General features: G+C 39.1%; 20 protein-coding genes and 1 pseudogene. 13 read left to right on the forward strand and 8 right to left on the reverse strand.

The window, feature by feature from the left end:
* Positions 1-159 precede the first annotated feature (159 nt).
* The 4 genes and pseudogenes from ACM0OX_RS17755 to ACM0OX_RS17770 all read right to left on the reverse strand — a co-directional run.
* Positions 160-732 (reverse strand): SOUL family heme-binding protein, encoded by a 573-nt coding sequence (locus ACM0OX_RS17755; RefSeq protein WP_414516403.1) that lies wholly within the window; start codon positions 730-732, stop codon positions 160-162.
* Positions 733-804: 72 nt separating this feature from the next.
* Positions 805-1548, reverse strand: coding sequence for a DevA family ABC transporter ATP-binding protein (locus tag ACM0OX_RS17760; protein WP_414516404.1), 744 nt, complete (start codon positions 1546-1548; stop codon positions 805-807).
* A gap of 737 nt (positions 1549-2285) precedes the next feature.
* On the reverse strand, positions 2286-3290 hold the full coding sequence (hemF, locus tag ACM0OX_RS17765; protein ID WP_414516405.1) for an oxygen-dependent coproporphyrinogen oxidase: 1005 nt from the start codon (positions 3288-3290) through the stop codon (positions 2286-2288).
* A gap of 835 nt (positions 3291-4125) precedes the next feature.
* Positions 4126-4617: pseudogene (locus ACM0OX_RS17770) on the reverse strand (ISAzo13 family transposase); the annotation flags it as partial.
* Between the two features lie 303 nt (positions 4618-4920).
* On the opposite strand from ACM0OX_RS17770, the gene ACM0OX_RS17775 reads away from it, so the two are divergent.
* From ACM0OX_RS17775 to ACM0OX_RS17790, 4 genes are all read left to right on the forward strand, one after another.
* The gene (locus ACM0OX_RS17775; RefSeq protein WP_176726940.1) at positions 4921-5244 is read left to right on the forward strand and encodes a hypothetical protein; all 324 of its coding nucleotides are present in this window, start codon (positions 4921-4923) and stop codon (positions 5242-5244) included.
* Entirely contained in the window at positions 5241-6074 is an 834-nt protein-coding gene (locus ACM0OX_RS17780) for a hypothetical protein (RefSeq protein ID WP_414516406.1), read from the forward strand. The genes ACM0OX_RS17775 and ACM0OX_RS17780 overlap by 4 nt, the downstream gene beginning before the upstream one ends.
* Positions 6075-6278: 204 nt before the next feature.
* The gene (locus ACM0OX_RS17785) at positions 6279-6461 is read left to right on the forward strand and encodes a hypothetical protein (RefSeq protein ID WP_414516407.1); all 183 of its coding nucleotides are present in this window, start codon (positions 6279-6281) and stop codon (positions 6459-6461) included.
* Positions 6462-6938: 477 nt separating this feature from the next.
* Positions 6939-7784: a DNA/RNA non-specific endonuclease gene (locus ACM0OX_RS17790; protein ID WP_414516408.1), complete on the forward strand. Its 846-nt coding sequence runs from the start codon at positions 6939-6941 to the stop codon at positions 7782-7784.
* A 66-nt stretch (positions 7785-7850) separates the two neighbouring features.
* Here the strand turns inward: ACM0OX_RS17790 and ACM0OX_RS17795 are convergent, their stop codons facing one another.
* Positions 7851-8252, reverse strand: a complete 402-nt coding sequence (locus ACM0OX_RS17795; RefSeq protein ID WP_414516409.1) for a nuclease A inhibitor family protein — start codon at positions 8250-8252, stop codon at positions 7851-7853.
* A gap of 525 nt (positions 8253-8777) precedes the next feature.
* Between ACM0OX_RS17795 and ACM0OX_RS17800 the strand changes: the two genes are divergently transcribed.
* From ACM0OX_RS17800 to pstB, 5 genes are all read left to right on the forward strand, one after another.
* The gene (locus tag ACM0OX_RS17800) at positions 8778-9935 is read left to right on the forward strand and encodes a sulfate ABC transporter substrate-binding protein (protein WP_414516410.1); all 1158 of its coding nucleotides are present in this window, start codon (positions 8778-8780) and stop codon (positions 9933-9935) included.
* A gap of 87 nt (positions 9936-10022) precedes the next feature.
* On the forward strand, positions 10023-11024 hold the full coding sequence (locus ACM0OX_RS17805; RefSeq protein ID WP_414516411.1) for a PstS family phosphate ABC transporter substrate-binding protein: 1002 nt from the start codon (positions 10023-10025) through the stop codon (positions 11022-11024).
* A gap of 50 nt (positions 11025-11074) precedes the next feature.
* The gene (pstC, locus tag ACM0OX_RS17810) at positions 11075-12016 is read left to right on the forward strand and encodes a phosphate ABC transporter permease subunit PstC (RefSeq protein ID WP_414516412.1); all 942 of its coding nucleotides are present in this window, start codon (positions 11075-11077) and stop codon (positions 12014-12016) included.
* A 5-nt stretch (positions 12017-12021) separates the two neighbouring features.
* A complete protein-coding gene (gene pstA / locus ACM0OX_RS17815; RefSeq protein ID WP_414516413.1) occupies positions 12022-12921 on the forward strand; it encodes a phosphate ABC transporter permease PstA in 900 nt (299 codons plus the stop codon).
* A 52-nt stretch (positions 12922-12973) separates the two neighbouring features.
* The gene (gene pstB / locus ACM0OX_RS17820) at positions 12974-13801 is read left to right on the forward strand and encodes a phosphate ABC transporter ATP-binding protein PstB (protein ID WP_414516414.1); all 828 of its coding nucleotides are present in this window, start codon (positions 12974-12976) and stop codon (positions 13799-13801) included.
* Between the two features lie 193 nt (positions 13802-13994).
* Here the strand turns inward: pstB and ACM0OX_RS17825 are convergent, their stop codons facing one another.
* Positions 13995-14489: a DUF3368 domain-containing protein gene (locus tag ACM0OX_RS17825; protein WP_094349659.1), complete on the reverse strand. Its 495-nt coding sequence runs from the start codon at positions 14487-14489 to the stop codon at positions 13995-13997.
* Positions 14482-14733, reverse strand: coding sequence for a UPF0175 family protein (locus ACM0OX_RS17830; protein ID WP_073645131.1), 252 nt, complete (start codon positions 14731-14733; stop codon positions 14482-14484). Before ACM0OX_RS17830 ends, ACM0OX_RS17825 begins: the two co-directional genes overlap by 8 nt.
* Positions 14734-14996: 263 nt before the next feature.
* Between ACM0OX_RS17830 and ACM0OX_RS17835 the strand changes: the two genes are divergently transcribed.
* The 4 genes from ACM0OX_RS17835 to ACM0OX_RS17850 all read left to right on the forward strand — a co-directional run bounded on the left by ACM0OX_RS17835 (position 14997) and on the right by ACM0OX_RS17850 (position 18453).
* Complete coding sequence (locus tag ACM0OX_RS17835) at positions 14997-15209, forward strand: hypothetical protein (RefSeq protein WP_181928882.1); 213 nt, start codon at positions 14997-14999, stop codon at positions 15207-15209.
* Positions 15210-15220: 11 nt separating this feature from the next.
* Entirely contained in the window at positions 15221-15409 is a 189-nt protein-coding gene (locus tag ACM0OX_RS17840) for a hypothetical protein (protein WP_335025186.1), read from the forward strand.
* A gap of 416 nt (positions 15410-15825) precedes the next feature.
* Positions 15826-16251: a hypothetical protein gene (locus ACM0OX_RS17845; RefSeq protein WP_414516415.1), complete on the forward strand. Its 426-nt coding sequence runs from the start codon at positions 15826-15828 to the stop codon at positions 16249-16251.
* 81 nt (positions 16252-16332) lie between these two features.
* Entirely contained in the window at positions 16333-18453 is a 2121-nt protein-coding gene (locus tag ACM0OX_RS17850; RefSeq protein ID WP_414516416.1) for a single-stranded-DNA-specific exonuclease RecJ, read from the forward strand.
* 71 nt (positions 18454-18524) lie between these two features.
* Here ACM0OX_RS17850 and psb30 read toward each other — a convergent pair whose 3' ends face one another.
* On the reverse strand, positions 18525-18668 hold the full coding sequence (psb30, locus tag ACM0OX_RS17855) for a photosystem II reaction center protein Ycf12/Psb30 (RefSeq protein WP_190240852.1): 144 nt from the start codon (positions 18666-18668) through the stop codon (positions 18525-18527).
* Positions 18669-18805: the final 137 nt, after the last annotated feature.

Below are 18805 nucleotides of genomic sequence, written 5' to 3' on the forward strand. Positions count from 1 at the left end.
TCAATATCCCTTATTTCTATTTTTCCTCTGCCTAGAGTGACAAAAGAGGGTTAAGCGAGTTGTTGCAATCATAATTTTTTCTCCTGAGATATTTGACTTGATGCGATCGCGAAGAGTGAGAATCTAGTTATTAAGAGTGACAAGCAAAACGTGCAGATATTATTTCAATTCGAGCATGACTTCATTGCGTCTAAATGCGGGCAAGATGAACGGAGAGTCATAAAAAGCATAAATCGCTTTACCTTTTGTCTCGATACCTTGCCGAGCTAGAAAAGCAGATAATTTGGCTTCATTTTCCTGCAATTGTTCATCCCCAGCTAGACCGGAAAAATGGATTGCCGCTACTTTGTTGCTGGGAACTTCTTTGATAGTAATGCGAGAGTCTTTTGGTTTTGGCAGCGTTGCCAGTGTATATTCTGAGGGCATCACGAACTGTACGGCCCAAGCACTTGTGGCGAGATTTTCTCCCGCTTCTTGTTGAATGACAGGCGCAGTCATGGCGATTTTTTCACTTGGCTGGGATTGCGTGACAGGCGCAGTCATAGCAATTTTGGTTACAGAGGTGTTTTCACCAAAGATGTAAGCGGCAAGAATCGAAAATGCAGCCTTGTTTGCTCGATCTCTTTCAGTTTGAATGACTGTTTCAGCAACAATTTTTGGCTCGTATTGCCGGATTTCAATATCATCATAAGATTGCAATACGGAATATTTTGTTTCTTCAGTTTGACTCATAAGACTTTCACAAATAGCTAAAATTAATGCCAATAAAAAATCACGATCTCACTAGTACAATTAGATAGTCCCTTACTTTCCCACTTCTTGTACTAACCGTCCATCTTCCATGTGGATGATGCGATCGGCAATATCGAGAATTCGATTATCGTGGGTGACTAGTAAAATGGTACAACCCTGCTCTTTAGCTAGACGCTGCATGATATCTACAACATCGCGACCCGACTTTTTATCGAGAGCAGCAGTCGGTTCGTCGGCAAGAACAATTTTAGGACGACTGACTAGGGCACGAGCGATCGCAACTCGCTGCTTTTGCCCTCCAGAAAGACTGTCTGCATAATAATCGATGCGATCGCCTAAACCAACACTTTTCAGAGTATCCGTTGCCAGCCGATCCATATCTTGCTTTAGGTACTCATCGTGTAATTCCAAAGACATTCGGACATTCTGCTTTGCAGTTAAGAAAGTTAACAAATTGTGTGCTTGAAAAATATAACCAATCTGCCGCCGCACTTGCATCAGTTGCCGCTTACTAGCCCCAGATATTTCCTGTCCCAAAACTTTCAGGTTGCCTTCGCGAGCGGATCTCAATCCACCTATTAGTGTTAGTAAAGTGGTTTTACCAGAACCGGATGGCCCAGTCATAATCACGATCTCTCCAGAATAAATGTCGAGATTAATATCAAACAAGACTTGCTTGCAAAGTTCTCCTCGACCGAAGTAGTAATCGAGATGGCAAACTGAAATAACGGGTTGTTGGGAAGTGTTTTGAACTTTGAATTTTGAACTTTGATCGAGACTAATTTCTTGCAACATAAGAGTTAAACCGTAAATTTGGGGACTTCCAAATAAAAAAATATTCAATTATTTATTGTGGGGTGGGCGTCTCGCCATTGGTGTCAAGTTAAGCCAAAAATAGCGTACTGATTGGGTGTTGTTCACCCGCCAGGGATTGTAAATCCCTGACTAATTGCTCAAGTCTACTGAAGTAGACTGAAAATTTTTGCGCTATCTTAGTCCTCTTCAGAGGACTTTAGCTATGAGACAGGGATTTACAATCCCTGGCGGACTGGCGGACGTGCGGTTTCGCGTTAAGTTGACACCAGTGGCATCTTGCCCGCCCAGCTTATGCAATTTAAATGTGGAACAGCTTATCAGGTTCGGTTAAATACTTATAACATCTGTAGGTTGGGTTGAGGAACGAAACCCAAAATTTGATCCTTGTTCATGTTAGGTTTCACTGCCGTTCAACCCAACCTAAATTGATAAATTCTATTATAAGTAATTACACGAACTTGATATGAAACGGTATTAGCCCTCTTTTTATCACTTTGGGATAACCCAATCAATGAAAGCCTTTCAGAGCTTAAATCTCTAGGTTTTGGTTACAAATTTTAGTCCCTGTTAGAAAATAAACACTCAAAGCTTGACTCAATCAAAGTTTCGGAATCTTGCTTCGATTATTGTTTTCCGAGAGTAACAAAACAGGGTTAGGATTTGGGTAGCCAACATTTTTGATCGGCTGCTGTTTTCAAATCTGCTCTTGACCGTTTTTACACCCATTCCTGGGGATTTCTCAGTACCTCTAGAAGCTTTGCTTCTTGACTATCAGCCGTGGGTTGGTCATTATAGTTCCAAAAAGCTTCTCCAGGCATACAATTAAGAACACTTTGTGTACTCACGATGCCGCTTTCCAATCCGAATCGAACACCTCTGTCATGCAGTAGAATAAATTCGGCATAACGTCCGCGTCTGATGCGCTGCCAATATTTCTCCTGTTCCGTAAACTCCATATCCTTACGTTGTTTGACAATCGGAAAATAAGCAGGGATGAAAGCTTCAGAACAAGTTTTTACGAAGGAAAGTAAAGTTTCGACATCGGAATGTTGTAAATTGTCAAAGAAAATTCCACCTACACCTCTACACTCAGTGCGATGAGGAAGATAAAAGTATTCATCACACCACTTTTTCAAGCGTGGATAGAGTTCTGGATCGTGGCGATCGCAAGCTGCTTTATGTACTTGATGAAAATGAACTGCGTCTTCTTCAAATAAGTAAATTGGTGTTAAATCACCTCCACCGCCAAACCACCAAGAACCAGGTTCAGTGCCATCACCCAATTGGAAGTAGCGATAGTTAACGTGTGCTGTCGGTATCATTGGATTAGATCCATTAATGACAACACTGGTACTCGTAGCGAAGAAAGAAGTACCTTTTTGATCTGGCGTTATAGTTGTTGGATCAGCCATCACAACATCCGATCCTCGGAAGGTGACACCAGGAGGTAACTCACCCTGCATCGATACGTAGTTGATACCTACTTTTTCAAATACATTCCCGTTCCGCAGCGACTTGTCAATATATATAGCACCATTACTGTTTTCACCTTGTACCCATTGGCCTCTTTCATCTCTTGTCCAGCGTTGTTCGTCAAGTTTACTTCCATCTATTTCCTCAATAGTTTGGCAAACATTATCGAACATATCTAGCAAAAAACTTTCAACTCTATTACTAATTGGTGGTTGCTTGACTGCTGGATTTTCAAGAATTTGAACCATGACAACTGACCTCGTAGTGACTAAATAATTATTTGCAAAAAAGGAATTTTGGAATCTAGAAAAATTGAAAGGTTGAGAAGCAACCTTTCATCTTGAGGTTTCATTGACTAAGTATGTTTGCTTTGTAGCAAAATTCTGGGAAGGAAAGAGCTAGCATTTCGCGTTAATTACTTTTGGTTTTCGCGTTACCTAAGTCCTTTCGCTTTCTATCTTTTTACTTTAGTCAGGTTTTTACTAGTGAAGATATAGAATTTTAGGAAAATTATAAAGAAAATATTAAAAACGTAACTGCCTAGTTAAGAGAAGAAAAATAGGATAACTTCAATAGCTATAACCAGTCACACTTCAAATCAGTGTTTTACATTATTTTGGCTTAACTAAAAAATAAGTTATTTTTAGCTAATATTTAACTTAAGCATAATCAATATCTCAGCCTTTAGATAGAAGACAGACTATTATTGTAAATTATTGGTGTTTGTACTATTTTTTTAGCTTTTTCAATATTCGAGACTTCCAGAAAATAAAATATACAGCTTATTAAAATGATTATCATTTTAATAAGCGAAAAATATGCAAGATAAATATCTGCACTCAAGAGCAACCGCACAGGCGGCGCACCACCCGCTACGAATGAAATAAATACTTTCTTTCCCTACTCTCCATATTTCTTGAAAGTGCAGTAAAACATGGCTTTTTTAGTTAAATGCATCCATAAAGTAAGTTTAACTGACTAACTTAACAACTGGATGCTTATCATTCCCAGTCATAGTTTTAGCAAAAAATAATGCTGTTCAAACCCCATCAAAAATATTTTTATTATAATGATTCTCTAAAATTCAGTTTCGGGTATTTTTTGAGTTTTAATCTTGGCAATCGGCTTGAGACAATACCCTAAATTATTTAACTTGACACGAATTGTTTCCGAAGTTGGTAATTCTTTATCATTATAACCAAATTTATCAATTAGCTGCTGTCTTACTTCAATAACAGACAGAGGTGTATACAGTTTTTTGCTTTTACAATTCGGGTCTATTTGGCTTTGTAAATCGACAATTTCTTTGATATCTTCTAAAAGATTTGGTAGTTTTGCTTCTGCTTTATAACGTCCTCTACTTCGATAATTATCTACGCAAGTGATATTAGTGGTTAATTCTTTAATTCCTTTACTAATAGTTACACGATTCCATCCTAACTCTCGCTCCGCTAGAGACTGTCCCCCGTGTCCTAATGCCACAACTGTTTGTGCTATAAATTTACGTTTGTCTGCACCTTTTAATTGCTGTGCGGTTTCCTTCAACAGCTTTTTCAGTGAATCCGTTAATTGTATTGACACCTCTATCTACCCAAAAATCCAATCATCATTAAATTTACTACAAAAAGGGGAGGAGAGGCTAAAAACGGCAATCTCTCTCGTCTTTACATAATGATTATCATTTTCATGATTGTATATTTTATTTTCTGGAATTTTCTTAAAATGCGTGCAGTGTTGTCACTACTAAATAACTTTTTTCTTAACTTCACTAGTCTTTACTGGTGAAAATTTTTAGAAAACTTACCCTAGATCACAAAGGACTTTTGAACTTTCGTTTTTTTAACCTGGATGTATAAGGAGGAGCAAGAGTCATATACGGTGATTAAAGGTAGTATGCCAAAAGCGCTTAAGTTTCGGTTTAAAGCGCTCTGTGCACAATATGGATTAAAGATGAGTGAAGTCTTAGAAGTATTAATCAGCGAATGGGTAAAGGCTGATGGCCCAACTTCTTCTTTCATGACTAACACCTTAGATGAAGACCGAGACAATATCACGCATATCAAGGCATACATTCCCTCCTCCCTGAAGATACAATTTAAAGTTCTTTGTGCTCAAAGAGAGGTTATGCAACGCTTTATCCTCCACAACCTTATTCGTGAATGGGTAGAAACAACCCATGAAAATGAAAGAAACTTGCCATGAATCTATTATTCCGTTCAACTAACATCGACAAACCTAACAAAAGTAACCAATTAAGTCTAAAGAGTAGTAATCCCTTTATCCAACTGATATTTAACAGGGACACTATATCTGAGACTCGCAAGCTTCTAGATAGAGCTATAGTATCTGCTGCGAAAGATACATTACCAAACTGCAAGCCACCTGCCTTAACTCCCTCCCATTGGATCTGGCAACTTGCCGCTTCCTACCATTTAACTCACTCTACTGGGCTATTAATGGAAGAAGCAGCTGGGCGCTTTGCTGGATTGGGACGCTGGAGTTTAGCACAGTGGGCAGCACAGAAAGCTCGTGAAGAACAAGGTCACGATCGCCTCGCCTTGCTTGATATTCAATCGATGGGATATGAGGCGGAAGCTGTAGTCAAAACACTTCTCCCTCCGACTGCTATGGCTTTGCTGAGTTTCTTCACTCAGAGCGTACAAGCAGCAGATCCAATTGGTTGCGTTGGGTATTGCTATACGATGGAACGTCTAGCAATGAATATCAAAGCAGAGCATATCCAACAAGTGGAAGCGATACTACCACCTAATACCTATGCTACTCGCTGCCTGCGAATGCACAGTTGTTTAGGTAGTGACGTAAAGCACGTGGATGAGACAGTTAAAATAGTGGCAGCATTAAGTTCAGAGGAGCGCACTAACATAACTGTCGCCTGCTATGAAACTGCACTGTTGTACTTCGGCTCGCTTAAGGAGAAGTATATATCAGAAGTGGAATTACAGCAGGTCTTGAATCAGTTGAGGTTAGATCCTTGTGATCAGAATAATTCTATTCCTCAATACATTTGCTAGTGCAGAGAGCGCTGAACAATGATTAATTTGTTGGCGTTGCAGAGAAAGCGGAATGATTTAGCAAATTGTAAAATCTCTCCGTCTGCTTCTCCTGTACAAGAACTGCCTAAGAACAGCTTGCTACAATTCATCCACTTGTTGTGGAACGCCAATTTGTTTAACCAATTCTTAATCACATACTTGAAACAATCTGAGGAAAATACAATGAACGTCGCAATCACAAGCATTGGGCAGCAACTTTTCAGCTGGAAATCTTTTAGATACTTCTTGAAGCACAACTTCGAGACTTGGTTTCAAGTTCCGAATGACGAGGAAATTGAACTGGAAGACTTTTTGAAAAATCAATTCGACCAAGGACTATTTTTTAATATTCCTTCCTCTTTCTAAGCTCTCGTGAGAGGTTAAGATAAAGCGTATTTTGTCAATCAGTCAAAATACTCTCTAGTCTTCAGTAGAGCGAAAATAGCGATCGCTTGGGCGCGGGCACTCCGCGCCATTACTCAATTATTAAAGCAAATAATAAGTATCTAGGCATAAATAAATTTAAATTTTGTAGTAAGGACTTTAGTCCTGATAATCCTTGCTCTGAGCGATAAATCACTCACTACAAACGAGGAGTTTATTTTATATTTAATTATGTCTACCTACTTATATAAGTTAGAAAGACGCGATAAATCGCCGTCTCTACAGGAAATTTATCCGTCAATTAGTTCTTGACAGACTACTAGATGTTAATGCAATATTTACAGCTTATTAACCTCTCTTTATACAACCATAGCTATATTGCGATTGGTAAGTTTTACTGAATCTCTGTAACTTTAACAGAAACAATTGTAGTTTGTTTAAACAAATAAATAGTAACAAATGAAGAAGTCTCATTTTTTCAGGGCTATTCTAACTATTGCTGTACCAACAGCAATATCTTTCACTCTGCTTAATTATCTACAAAAGCCACTAACAGCCCAAACCTCAAGCGTTCATCTAAGAATGGGCAATCCTAGTAACGCTGGCAGTAGTTACAGTAATCTTTTGTTGAGCAAATCTCAATACGCAGTTTCTTACAATTGCTATAGAGGGACACCAAATTGGGTAAGTTGGCAGCTAAACACATCATGGCTAGGAAGCGCACCTCGCCAAGATGATTTTCGTGCAGATACTACATTACCTTCAAGCTGCTACCGAGTCACTTCTTCTGATTACACTGGTAGCGGTTTTGATAGGGGACACATGACTGCTTCAGCAGATAGGACAAATACAGTTACCAATAACTCTGCTACTTTTTTAATGACGAATATAATTCCTCAATCACCTGATAATAATCAGGGGCCTTGGGCTGCACTAGAAAACTATTCTAGAGACTTAGTAAACCAGGGGAAAGAACTCTATATTATTTCGGGTTCCTATGGCACTGGTGGAACTGGGTCGAATGGAACAAAAAACACAATTGCTAATGGTAACGTTACAGTTCCGACCAGAATATGGAAAGTTATTGTAGTATTAAATTCATCAAATTCTGATGCTAGCAGCGTCACTACTAATACAAGAGTAATTGCAGTGAATATGCCTAATTCGCAGGGAATTAGAAATAATAACTGGACAAACTACAGAGTTAGTGTTGATTCCATTGAAACAAACACTGGTTACAATTTGCTCTCTAACGTTTCTTCGTCTGTTCAAAGTGTAATTGAGTCTAGAGTTGACAATTTGTAAGGATACTTACTTCACTTAAAACTTAAAGCCTGTCTGTAAACTATAGACAGGCTGGTGTTTTATTAGTTAGGTTTCTACAACTTTTGTCGAAATTCCGCCTAAATCTTTATCTGGAGTTTTACCAACAATATAGACATCAATACTTATCGTACCTATGCGATAAACCTTGATATTAGTGAGGCAATCTCTTAGTGTTTTGACAAGTGATTTAAACTTTAGCACATTTTGTTGTTGTATTTCATCGTGCCATTCTTTTTCTTGGGCACAGTTCCGAAAAAAATAATCTAGTTCTACTTCTTCAACTGATGTTTCTTGAGGATGTCCTGTTAACTGGAGAAGTTTTTGATCGGTCATTGGTTCTTGCGCTTGATTAGACCACAAAAAAGCTTCAAAAGGATACTCTGATTCACTTATCATTAATAAACCATCGGAGGCTTGTTTAAGTTTTTCCGTAATCTCGTTAGTCATAAAATTTATTTATGGTTATGAACATTGATTTTTGAGTTTGCCAATCAGAGAATTAAGATTAATTTAGGTAAGCCAACCTTGAAGAAGATTTGCAGAATTATATCCTCTGTCTTTCAATCCTTATTTGCAATTAGATAACTGGTTAAAGTAGCAAAATCAAAGCATACCTTGATTTAGTAATGAGTGCGATCGCTAGATATAATTTTCAAAATGCTTTAATGCAACTACTTTGTTTTACAAACAGCTTGACGGCTAAAAAAGTCGAGTTTTCACTCCTGTTTTGTATTACTAATCACATATTTTTTAGCAAATATTATGTATGCAATCGGATTGTTTCGCTTTCCAGCAGAAAAACCCGTTTTTTGAAATGCCTTGGTAAATTAGATTTATTTGCTACTTTTGATGATACATTGCTCACTTAGTCAAAAAAATTTAATCCAGATGATAAATATTATTCTATATACCCTATAATTCTCATAATCACGGTATCCATGTAGAAATACCGTAGATTTAGGGGTGATTCTGATGAGCAAGTCGCAACAACCGACACAATTAAGTAAATTCTTGAGTGAGGAGATGCAGGCTTATGCAATGAAAGCCTTGCGAACTATACAAATATCGTATCAACAGACAATCAGAAGTTGGTTGGATGGCCGCAGTATCCAAAGCTTTGTGAGTCTGTTTTTAATAAGTATTTTTTTGAGTATAGCAGTTGCCTCCTGTTCGGGAAGCAGTTCAGCTAGCAAAAATGATGTTAAGTTAAAACTCGTTTCATTCTCTGTCACCAAAGCTGCACATGACCAAATAATTCCCAAATTTATCGAAAAGTGGAAGCAAGAACACAACCAAAATGTCACATTTGAGCAAAGTTATGGTGGTTCTGGCGCTCAAGCGGCTGCTGTAATTGACGGTTCCCAAGAAGCAGATATAGTACATTTGGCACTTCCCCTCGATGTCAGCAAAATTGCTCTTGCAGGTTTGATTAAATCAGGTTGGGAAACCAAAGCACCGAGAAGTGGTATTGTGAGTAGATCGGTTGCTGCGATCGTTACTCGCGAAGGCAACCCAAAAGGCATTCAGACTTGGGCAGACTTGGCAAAAGATGGCGTGAAAGTGATTGCCGCTAACCCAAAAACTTCTGGTATTGCTATCTGGGAATTCTTGGCTTTTTGGGGTTCGGTAACTCTAACAGGTGGTGATGAAGCAACAGCCCTAGATTATGTCACCAAAGTTTATAAGAATACCCCAACTCTAACGAAAGATGCCCGTGAGGCCAGTAATTTATTCTTCCAAAAAGGTGAGGGAGATGTCTTAATTAACTACGAAAATGAGGTGATTTTGGCGGGTAAAAATGGCACGAAGTTGCCTTATGTTGTACCTCAAGTCAATATTTCCATTGATAATCCTGTGGCGATAGTTGATAAAAACGTCGATAAACACCGTACAAGAGAAGTCGCACAAGCATTTGTTGATTTTCTTTACTCCACAGAAGCTCAACGGGAATTTGCCAAATTACAATATCGTCCTGTTAACCCTAGCGTTACCCAAGAAGTAGCATCACAATATCCGCAAATTAAAACTTTATTCACATCTCAAGATTTGGGTGGTTGGGATATTATTCAGAGCAAGTTTTTTGGAGATGGGGCAATCTTTGACAAAATTCAAGCTGCGAACAAAGCATGATAAAAGAGATATCATGCTGCATTCTCTACATTTTGCAGCTAGCCAAGCATAAGTAATTCTCAGCCACTTTATCTCAATGAATAATTTATGAGCTTTTGTAACCGATTTCAGAATAGTTTTTTCTTAACATCTTTAATGATTCTTGCCAGCAGTATCACTGCTTGTAACAGCGGACAAGAATTGAAAAGTCAAGTAAGTATTGATGGTGCTGCTGTAGGTTTTCCTGTTTCTTTAGCAGTTGCAGAAGAATATGGCAAAGGCAAACCTGAAGCTAAAGTTAGTGTCGCCTCAAGTGGTACTGGTGGTGGTTTCAGTAAATTTTGTAATGGCGACATTGATATAGCTGGTGCTTCTCGTACCATTCGAGATGAAGAAATCAAAAAATGTAAAAGTAAAAATATTGAATTTGTCGAGTTACCTGTAGCTTTAGATGGTATAGCCGTAATTGCTAACCGTAAAAATAACTTCGCCAAATGTCTAACTATTAAGGAACTGGGCAAAATTTGGGGCGCAAAATCAGACGGTAAAATCTTGACTTGGAATCAAGTTAATCCCAAATTCCCTAACGAAAAACTGAAGCTTTATGCTCCTGCTTCTGATACTGGAACCTTTGATTATATGACTCAAGCTGTGACTGGCAAAGCCAAAAATGGGCGTACAGATTACACCCCTAGTCACAATCAAAATCTCCTTGTACAAGGTGTGTCAGGTGATGTATCAGCCTTGGGTTATGTGGGGATATCTTATTACATTCAAAATCAAGATAAACTCAATTTAGTTGCTGTAGAAAGTCCTACAGGAAAGTGTGAAAAGCCGGTTCCTGTAGATAATGTCATCAAAAATATCTACACACCTTTGTCTCGTCCTCTATTTCTCTATGTCAGTAAAAAATCCTTAGATACCAAGCCAGCAGTTAAAGAATTTGTAGATTTTTATCTAGAAAATTCTTGGAAGTGGGTAGATAGTGTTGGTTATGTGGCGCTACCTGATGAAGCTTATGTCAAAGTCAAACAAAAATTTGCTACTGGTGAAACGGGGACAAAATTCAAAAAAGCAAAACCAGGTGAACCAATTACAAACTTTATTTAAATAAAGTTCCAGCTATTGTAGTCTGAGTGTAGTTAAAAAATTAACTGTTTATGCAAAATCTCAATTCTCAAGACGATCCTTATCTACTATCCAGACAGTCATTGGACAAAAATCCATCTGAAGATATTTCTGAAAAGATTGTTGCAGTAATTTTATTTGCTTGTGCTTTAGTTTCAGTTTTAACTACTTTTGGAATTGTCGTAATTATCTTTCAGGAGACATTCGGTTTTTTTCAAGAAGTTTCCTTTGCTCAATTCTTTCTTGATACTAAATGGACTCCTTTATTTGCAGATAGACATTTTGGCGTTTGGCCCTTGATTAATGGCACTTTCTTAACAACAGCTATTGCAATGGCAGTTGCTATTCCTTTGGGGTTATCTTCTGCTATTTATTTAAGTGAGTATGCTCAACCAAAAGTAGCAGCAGTTTTACGTCCAGCAGTGGAACTTTTAGCGGGAATACCAACAGTAGTCTATGGTTACTTTGCACTATTGTTTGTCACACCATTGCTACGGAATATTATCGCTGTAGAAATATTCAACGCTTTGAGTGCAGGATTAATGATGGGAGTAATGATTACTCCTACCGTTGGTTCTATCAGCTTAGATGCTATTAAAGCAGTTCCCCGCTCTTTACGAGAAGGCTCTTATGCTTTAGGTATCACGAAACTGGAAACCATTTTTAAAGTAGTTCTACCAGCCGCGCTTTCTGGAATCATTGCCTCAATTATATTGGGTATTTCTCGTGCTGTGGGTGAAACAATGACTGTTCTCATCGCCGCCGGACTACAGCCAAAGCTGACTGTTAATTTTGCGGAATCAATAGAAACAATGACAGCTTACATGGCACAAATTTCTGGAGGAGATAGTCCACGTGGTAGTCTCAATTTCAAAACCTTATATGCTGTAGGTGCTGTTCTGTTTATAATCACCCTAGTTTTGAATATTGTTAGTTACTTGATTGCAAATCGCTTTAAAGAAAAATACGATTAATAAGTATGGCTACAATTTATCAACCAAATAGTTCTCTAGATTCTACGACAGAATTTACCGATAATGTTGAAAGTAGAGAGACATTAGGGAAAGTATTTGAAGTAATTTTTTTGTTAGGATTGCTGATTGGTTTATTTATCCTAGCATTGCTACTTTTTGATATTTTTAAAGACGGATTAGGTAGATTTTTGTCACCCGGCTTTCTGACCGAAACTCCTTCTCGTTTTGCTGACCAAGGTGGCATTCGTCCTGCAATTATCAGCAGCATTCTTTTGGGAACTGTTGTGATTTTTGTTACTGTTCCTATTGGTGTCGGAGCAGCTTTATATCTAGAAGAGTATGCACCTAAAGCTTGGTGGACAGCGATTATTGAGATTAATATCAGTAATCTGGCAGGCGTACCTTCTATCGTTTATGGATTGCTGGGTTTAGGAGTTTTCAATTATCTGCTTGGGTTTGGCCCCGCTTTGATTTCTGGTGCATTGACTTTATCTTTGTTGTCTTTACCAGTAATTATTGTTACTTCTAGAGAAGCAATTCGTGCCGTCCCAGATTCTCTGAGAAATGCTTCTTATGGATTAGGTGTTACCAAATGGCGAACTATCAGCAGTCACGTCATACCCTATGCTATTCCTGGTATTCTGACAGGAGTGATTATTTCTGTATCTCGTGCCATTGGTGATGCAGCATCTCTAATTGTTGTCGGTGCTGTGGGTTTTCTCACTTTTGACCCTGGTTTGTTCCAGAGATTTATGGCATTACCCATTCAAATTTACAGTTACATCACTCGTCCTGAACCGGGTTTTGCTGGTGCAGCAGCAGCGACAATTATTGCGTTGTTGCTCTTAATTTTAGCTTTAAATGGTGTAGCAATTTATATCCGGCAACGCTTCTCAATCCGTTAGGTAATTAAATATCTAATTGGATACATTCACAGCTTATTTGGAGATACGCAAAATGACTTATAGCAATAGTAGAAGTAAATCAGATAGCGCCACAATTGAACAAGGTAATAACGTTTTCAATGTTGAAGGTGTGAAGGTCTTCTATGGAGGATTTCTAGCACTTTTAGATGTTTATCTAAAGATTCCTGATAAACAAATTATTGCTTTTATTGGGCCTTCAGGATGCGGTAAAAGTACCTTACTGCGTTGCTTCAATCGGATGAATGATTTAATTCCTGGTGCTAAGGTTGAGGGTAGACTGAATTATCGCGATCGCAATATTTACGATCCTAAGATAAATTCTGTCAAATTACGCCGCCAAGTTGGAATGGTTTTTCAAAGACCGAATCCTTTCCCTAAGTCAATCTACGAGAATATTGCCTTTGGTCCGCGGGCTAACGGTTATAAAGGTAACATCGATGAATTGGTGGAAGATTCCCTCAGACGCGCTGCTATCTGGGATGAAGTCAAAGACAAACTCAAAGAGAAGGGAACTGCATTATCTGGCGGACAACAGCAACGACTTTGCATTGCCCGTGCGATCGCAATGAAGCCAGATGTATTATTGATGGATGAACCATGTTCTGCTCTCGACCCAATTTCTAGCCGCCAAGTAGAAGAACTCTGCTTACAACTCAAGGAGCAATACACCATCATTATGGTGACTCACAACATGCAGCAAGCTTCTAGAGTGGCAGATTTTACGGCTTTCTTCAATACAGAAATTGACGAGTATGGCAAACGCCGCGGAAAATTAGTTGAGTTTAATCCGACAGCGCAAATGTTCAGTTCTCCTCAAACTAAAGAAGCTGAAGATTACATCAGTGGACGCTTCGGTTAAAGAGCTTGTCCTAAGTATTTAGGATAATAGACAACCTTGTACAATAAGGTAAAACTTTGTACAGGGTTTTGTTTTGTGATACCAGACTCACTAAAATAGCGGCACTACAGACTCAATCTATAATGCGTAGGAGAGTCACCCTATGCTGCATAACACTCAAAAAATTTTGTTTGAGTTTTATCTGAATCTTCGATTAGTCTATTTCTCCGACATCCCGTAGCACTGCATCAATGAGGCTAGGTCGGATATAAATTCCATTGGTGCGTAACTGCTCAATATATACTTTAAGCTCAACAATCAAGCCTGCTTTTTTCGCCTTACGCAAAATGCCAAGAGTACCTATCCGGCGAATTCCTAAGCGTTCTGCAACCCTTCGTGCTTGAGCATCATCCAAAAGTACCGTACTATCTGGAGTGGACTGAGCCAAGGCAATAGCTTCAGCTTCTCCACGATCAACTAGGATTGATAATGGTTCTAATATCAGGGCTTCAGGGGCTTGAATTTCCAACCAAGTTAACTGACTGACGGCTTGTGCGCCAGGTAAACCTACACCTTGGATTGTTACTTCATCCCATACGGCTGTGGGAAGTAATATTCGCTGATAAAGTTGGGGTAAAAGTTCCAGTTGCGCGATAATTGCCAAGGAAATGAGGGGGCTGCTATCGGCAACGATGACAGAATTAATCATCGCGCAATTCGTCGGCGATTTGGTCATCATCTAAGTTGATAACAGGGATTTGCAAACGTCCTAGTTCGTACATGAACTGCGGTTTATTCATGCTGCAAAAGGCGGCGGCTTTACCAAGCGATAGTCGGCGTAGCTCAAATAGTTTGACTGCGAGCAAAAATGTGAGTTCTGCTTCTAACGCTTGAGGTGATTTACCGGAGGTAATAAGTAAGTCATCGGGATAATGAAGGGATAGGATGTGCATGATTCACTTCTGTGTTCCTGATTCCTAATTCTGTCTTGATTATGGCTTACACTAGTCCAACTTTGTGATGGGCTACCTATACCCCGCCTTAACAGCGATTACATTCACACTGTAAAAAACTTGTTGGTGTGCCGGGGCGGGGTATGGTTCTCATCTTTTATGCTTTTCTAAAGAAAATATAAAAAATATTAATGTATGAGTTGACTTTTATATTGGCTAATGATAGCCTTACTTTCTAGTCTATATAATACATTTGTACTGAAATGACAAACAGGTACGAGATTACTGAATACAAAGGATATTCAATACAAATCAAACAAACTCCAGAAGACAAAATGACTGGGGAGAAATATTGGACTTTTAGTTTTGGAAAAAATGGACAGCTTCTTTTACCTGTAGGTAAAACGTATGGGGGATATGAAGTAGCGTTAGCTGAAGCTAAAAAGTTAATTGACAGGCAGATTACAAATCAATAAAAAATCAAATCATGTCTAACCATATTCCTTTATTGCCAAATAAACTGTACAAAATCACAACTACGGCAGGTGAATCATTAGGAGATTGGTTTTATTTTAATGAAACTACTGAATCTCATATTTTTCATTGTGCTGCTGTTCACGGGATAGAAATGAAAATTCAAAAAGAAGCAATGTCAGGATTGGAGATTACCAACTGATTTTTGATTGGTAGGTTGGCGATCGCGCTTTTGGCTAATCGGTAGCTTAATACCTTACAACCAGCGTATTTAGGAAGATGTCGTCATAAGGTAATATCGATGAATATCAGAACTACTACCCCAGATAATGTACCACTGATTATTTCATTCATTACAGAAAAAAGCAGAGTTCGATCGTAATCTTCGGTGCGTTTTTCGATGTGCTGCGAACTAGCGAAGAGAAAATATATAAAACCCTCTTTATATCTGTTCCTTTTTCCTATGTATTGTTTGCAGAGAATTCAGAGCGTGAGGTTGGCTTTTCAAAGAATAATGGGCTGATATTGCTTTGCATTAGCTTAATTCTGGAAAATATGCTGAGGCTTAATAGTCTTAATTTAAAGTAATATTTCAGTTTAGTAGTTATACTGTGTATTATGTTTAAGCCTCTGTCGTTTGCTTTAATTGCAGTCACCCTTCTCACAGCATCCATCCATAACCCCAGCTATACCTTTGCTGGAACTTGTGCTTCTAAGTGTGGTTCTCGCCCAATTCAGTTTACACCGGGGCAATATATCCGAGTTGAAGTGATAAATAGCACACCCAATCTGATTAAAATCCAAAAACCCTCCGGGACTGGTGCAATATCTTTGAGTCCAGGGCAGAAATTAAATCTAGAACAAATAGAGGGTACTGAGCCAAATACATCTCTGATATTTTGGAGCGAAAAGGGTTTATCACTACAAGCAATAGTCTCCAAACCTAACTTTGGTACATTGCGGCTAGAACTCCGTCCGACCTGGCGCTCTCCAGGCGATCGCTCGTTATATATTATGGATGATGGTAGGATAAACGTGTTATAGGTAGCAAATAATGTTATTAGTTATGAGTTAAGAAACAACTTTCAATTCAACACTCATAACTGAAAACTCCTAACTTTTATTGTGCTAGACCGACCTGTATCTGAACTTTCAAAGCCTCGCCGACGCTTACCCGATCAGCGCTGGCAAATTTATCCGCAAAAACCAGAATTTGCCCAAAATCTGGCAGCTTTGACAAATCTTTCACCGATTATCAGCCAGTTGTTGATAAATCGGGGTATGGAAACACCAGAACAAATACAGGCATTTTTAGATCCAGAGTCTTTAGTTTTGCCTTCGCCGTTAGAAGATTTCCCAGATTTGGCGATTAGTTTGGAGTTGTTGGAAAATGCGATCGCTTCTCAAACAAAAATTGCTATTTGTGGTGATTACGATGCTGATGGGATGACCAGCACTGCTCTACTTTTACGTAGTCTCCGCACTTTAGGCGCACAAGTAGATTATGCTATCCCCAGCCGGATGCATGAAGGCTACGGTATTAATAAACGTATAGTTGAAGAATTTCACAGCGAAGGTGTGGGGCTAATTCTGACTGTAGATAATGGTATCTCTGCGTTTGAACCAGTTGCGAGAGCTAGAGAACTTGGTCTTGCAGTGATTATCACCGATCATCATGATATCCCTCAAAAATTACCGCCAGCTAACGCTATTCTCAACCCGAAACTAATAGCTGAATCTTCACCTTATCGGGGTGTTGCTGGTGTTGGTGTTGCCTATATTTTGGCAGTGTCTCTAGCACAACAGCTAGGGCAGACTAAGGGCTTAATCCAACCGATGCTAGCATTATTTACGCTGGGAACGATCGCAGATTTAGCCCCCTTAACTGGTGTAAATCGCCGTTGGGTAAAACGTGGTTTACAACATTTACCCAAATCCCACTTACCTGGCATACAGGCGTTGATTCAGGTAGGCGGCGTGCAGGCGAGAGATGAGGGAGCAGGGGAGCAGGGGAGCAGGGGAGCAGAGGAGAAAAGCTCCAATCCAAAATCCAAAATCCAAAATCCAAAATCGCTCAAGCCTGAAGATATCGGGTTTCGCTTGGGGCCGCGAATTAATGCTATTGGTAGGATTGGTAATCCCCAGACTGTGATTGAATTGCTGACTACAGATGATATGGGAGTGGCGCTGGAAAGAGCAATGCAGTGCGAACAAATCAACGCCTCTCGCCAGGAAATGTGTCAGCAAATTGAACAAGAAGCGATCGCTTATGTAGAAGCAGAATTTGTTGCATCTCTACAGCAAGATCGTGTATTAATTGTTGTTCAACCTAATTGGCATCACGGCGTTATTGGCATCGTCGCCTCCCGCCTGGTGGAACGCTATGGTGTTCCAGTGTTCATCGGTACTTATGAGGATGAAGAACATATACGCGGTTCAGCACGCTCAATTCCAGAGTTTCATGTATTTGAAGCTTTGGAATATTGTCACGATTTACTAGGCAAATTTGGCGGACACAAAGCAGCCGGGGGATTCTCTCTACCAGCAGAAAATTTACAAGTATTGCGATCGCGTTTGATTGAGTTTGCTAACCAGTGTCTTGAACCCCAACATCTCAAACCTCTGCTGAAAATTGATGCTGAAGTCAACCTCAATCATCTCAATCAGCAGCTTTATCAACAGCTGAATGCTCTACACCCCTGCGGTATGGACAACCCCGATCCAGTTTTCTGGACACCTAATGTCCAAGTGGTTGAGCAAAAAATTGTTGGTAAGGGTCACATCAAACTGACAATTGCCCAAACTATCGATAATCAGGAGTATAAAATTAAAGCGATCGCTTGGCGTTGGGGCGACTATTTCCGTTTACCACCGCGAGTAGATGTTGCTTACAAACTGCGAGAAAATTACTTTAACGGTAACACTAGTATCGAACTGGAGTTAATCGGTGTTAGGTTGCCAATTAAGCTTCAACAATTTTTTGCTTCGTCACCTATCCAGTCAAGCACCACCTTTGAGTACAACCAGCGACAATATGCTTGTGGTTTCTATAAAAACGGTATTGAAGCAGAATTAAGAATTAAAAATTCTGAAGGCAAAGTCTTAGCCATGCAGCCAGGACATATAATTGGTTTGCTGGGTACTAATCGTCAAAACGCCAAAGAAGTCGATCTCTCTCAACCACAGTATGACAATATTATCCAAGCTGCCCTTCAGGCGTTATCAGTATTGAGTGCTGAGTTATGAGTTATGAGTTATGAATTCTTAATTAACTTCTCACTCCTAACTGTTAACTCCTTAGTCAGCACTCAGCACTGTTAAAGGTTGCCGTTGCGAAATGCCAGCACAAAGATTACTGCTGGGCCAGCAATCACAATTAGCGCCACGGACAGCAATTGGAAAATAACTTCCCAATTGATACTGGTAAAAGCGTTAAACAATCCAGATAAAGCGTCAAACATTTTTTTCTCCTTACAATAGTCTTAAAAAATTCAATAACTTAATTACAAAACCCGCAATAGATCATATCTGGCTATGGGTTGTTAGATTTAATTTACTTAACAAAATTATAAGAAAAGATATAAAAACGTAAAATAGG

Source organism: Nostoc sp. PCC 9305 (genome assembly GCF_963920915.1).
Lineage (GTDB): Bacteria > Cyanobacteriota > Cyanobacteriia > Cyanobacteriales > Nostocaceae > Nostoc.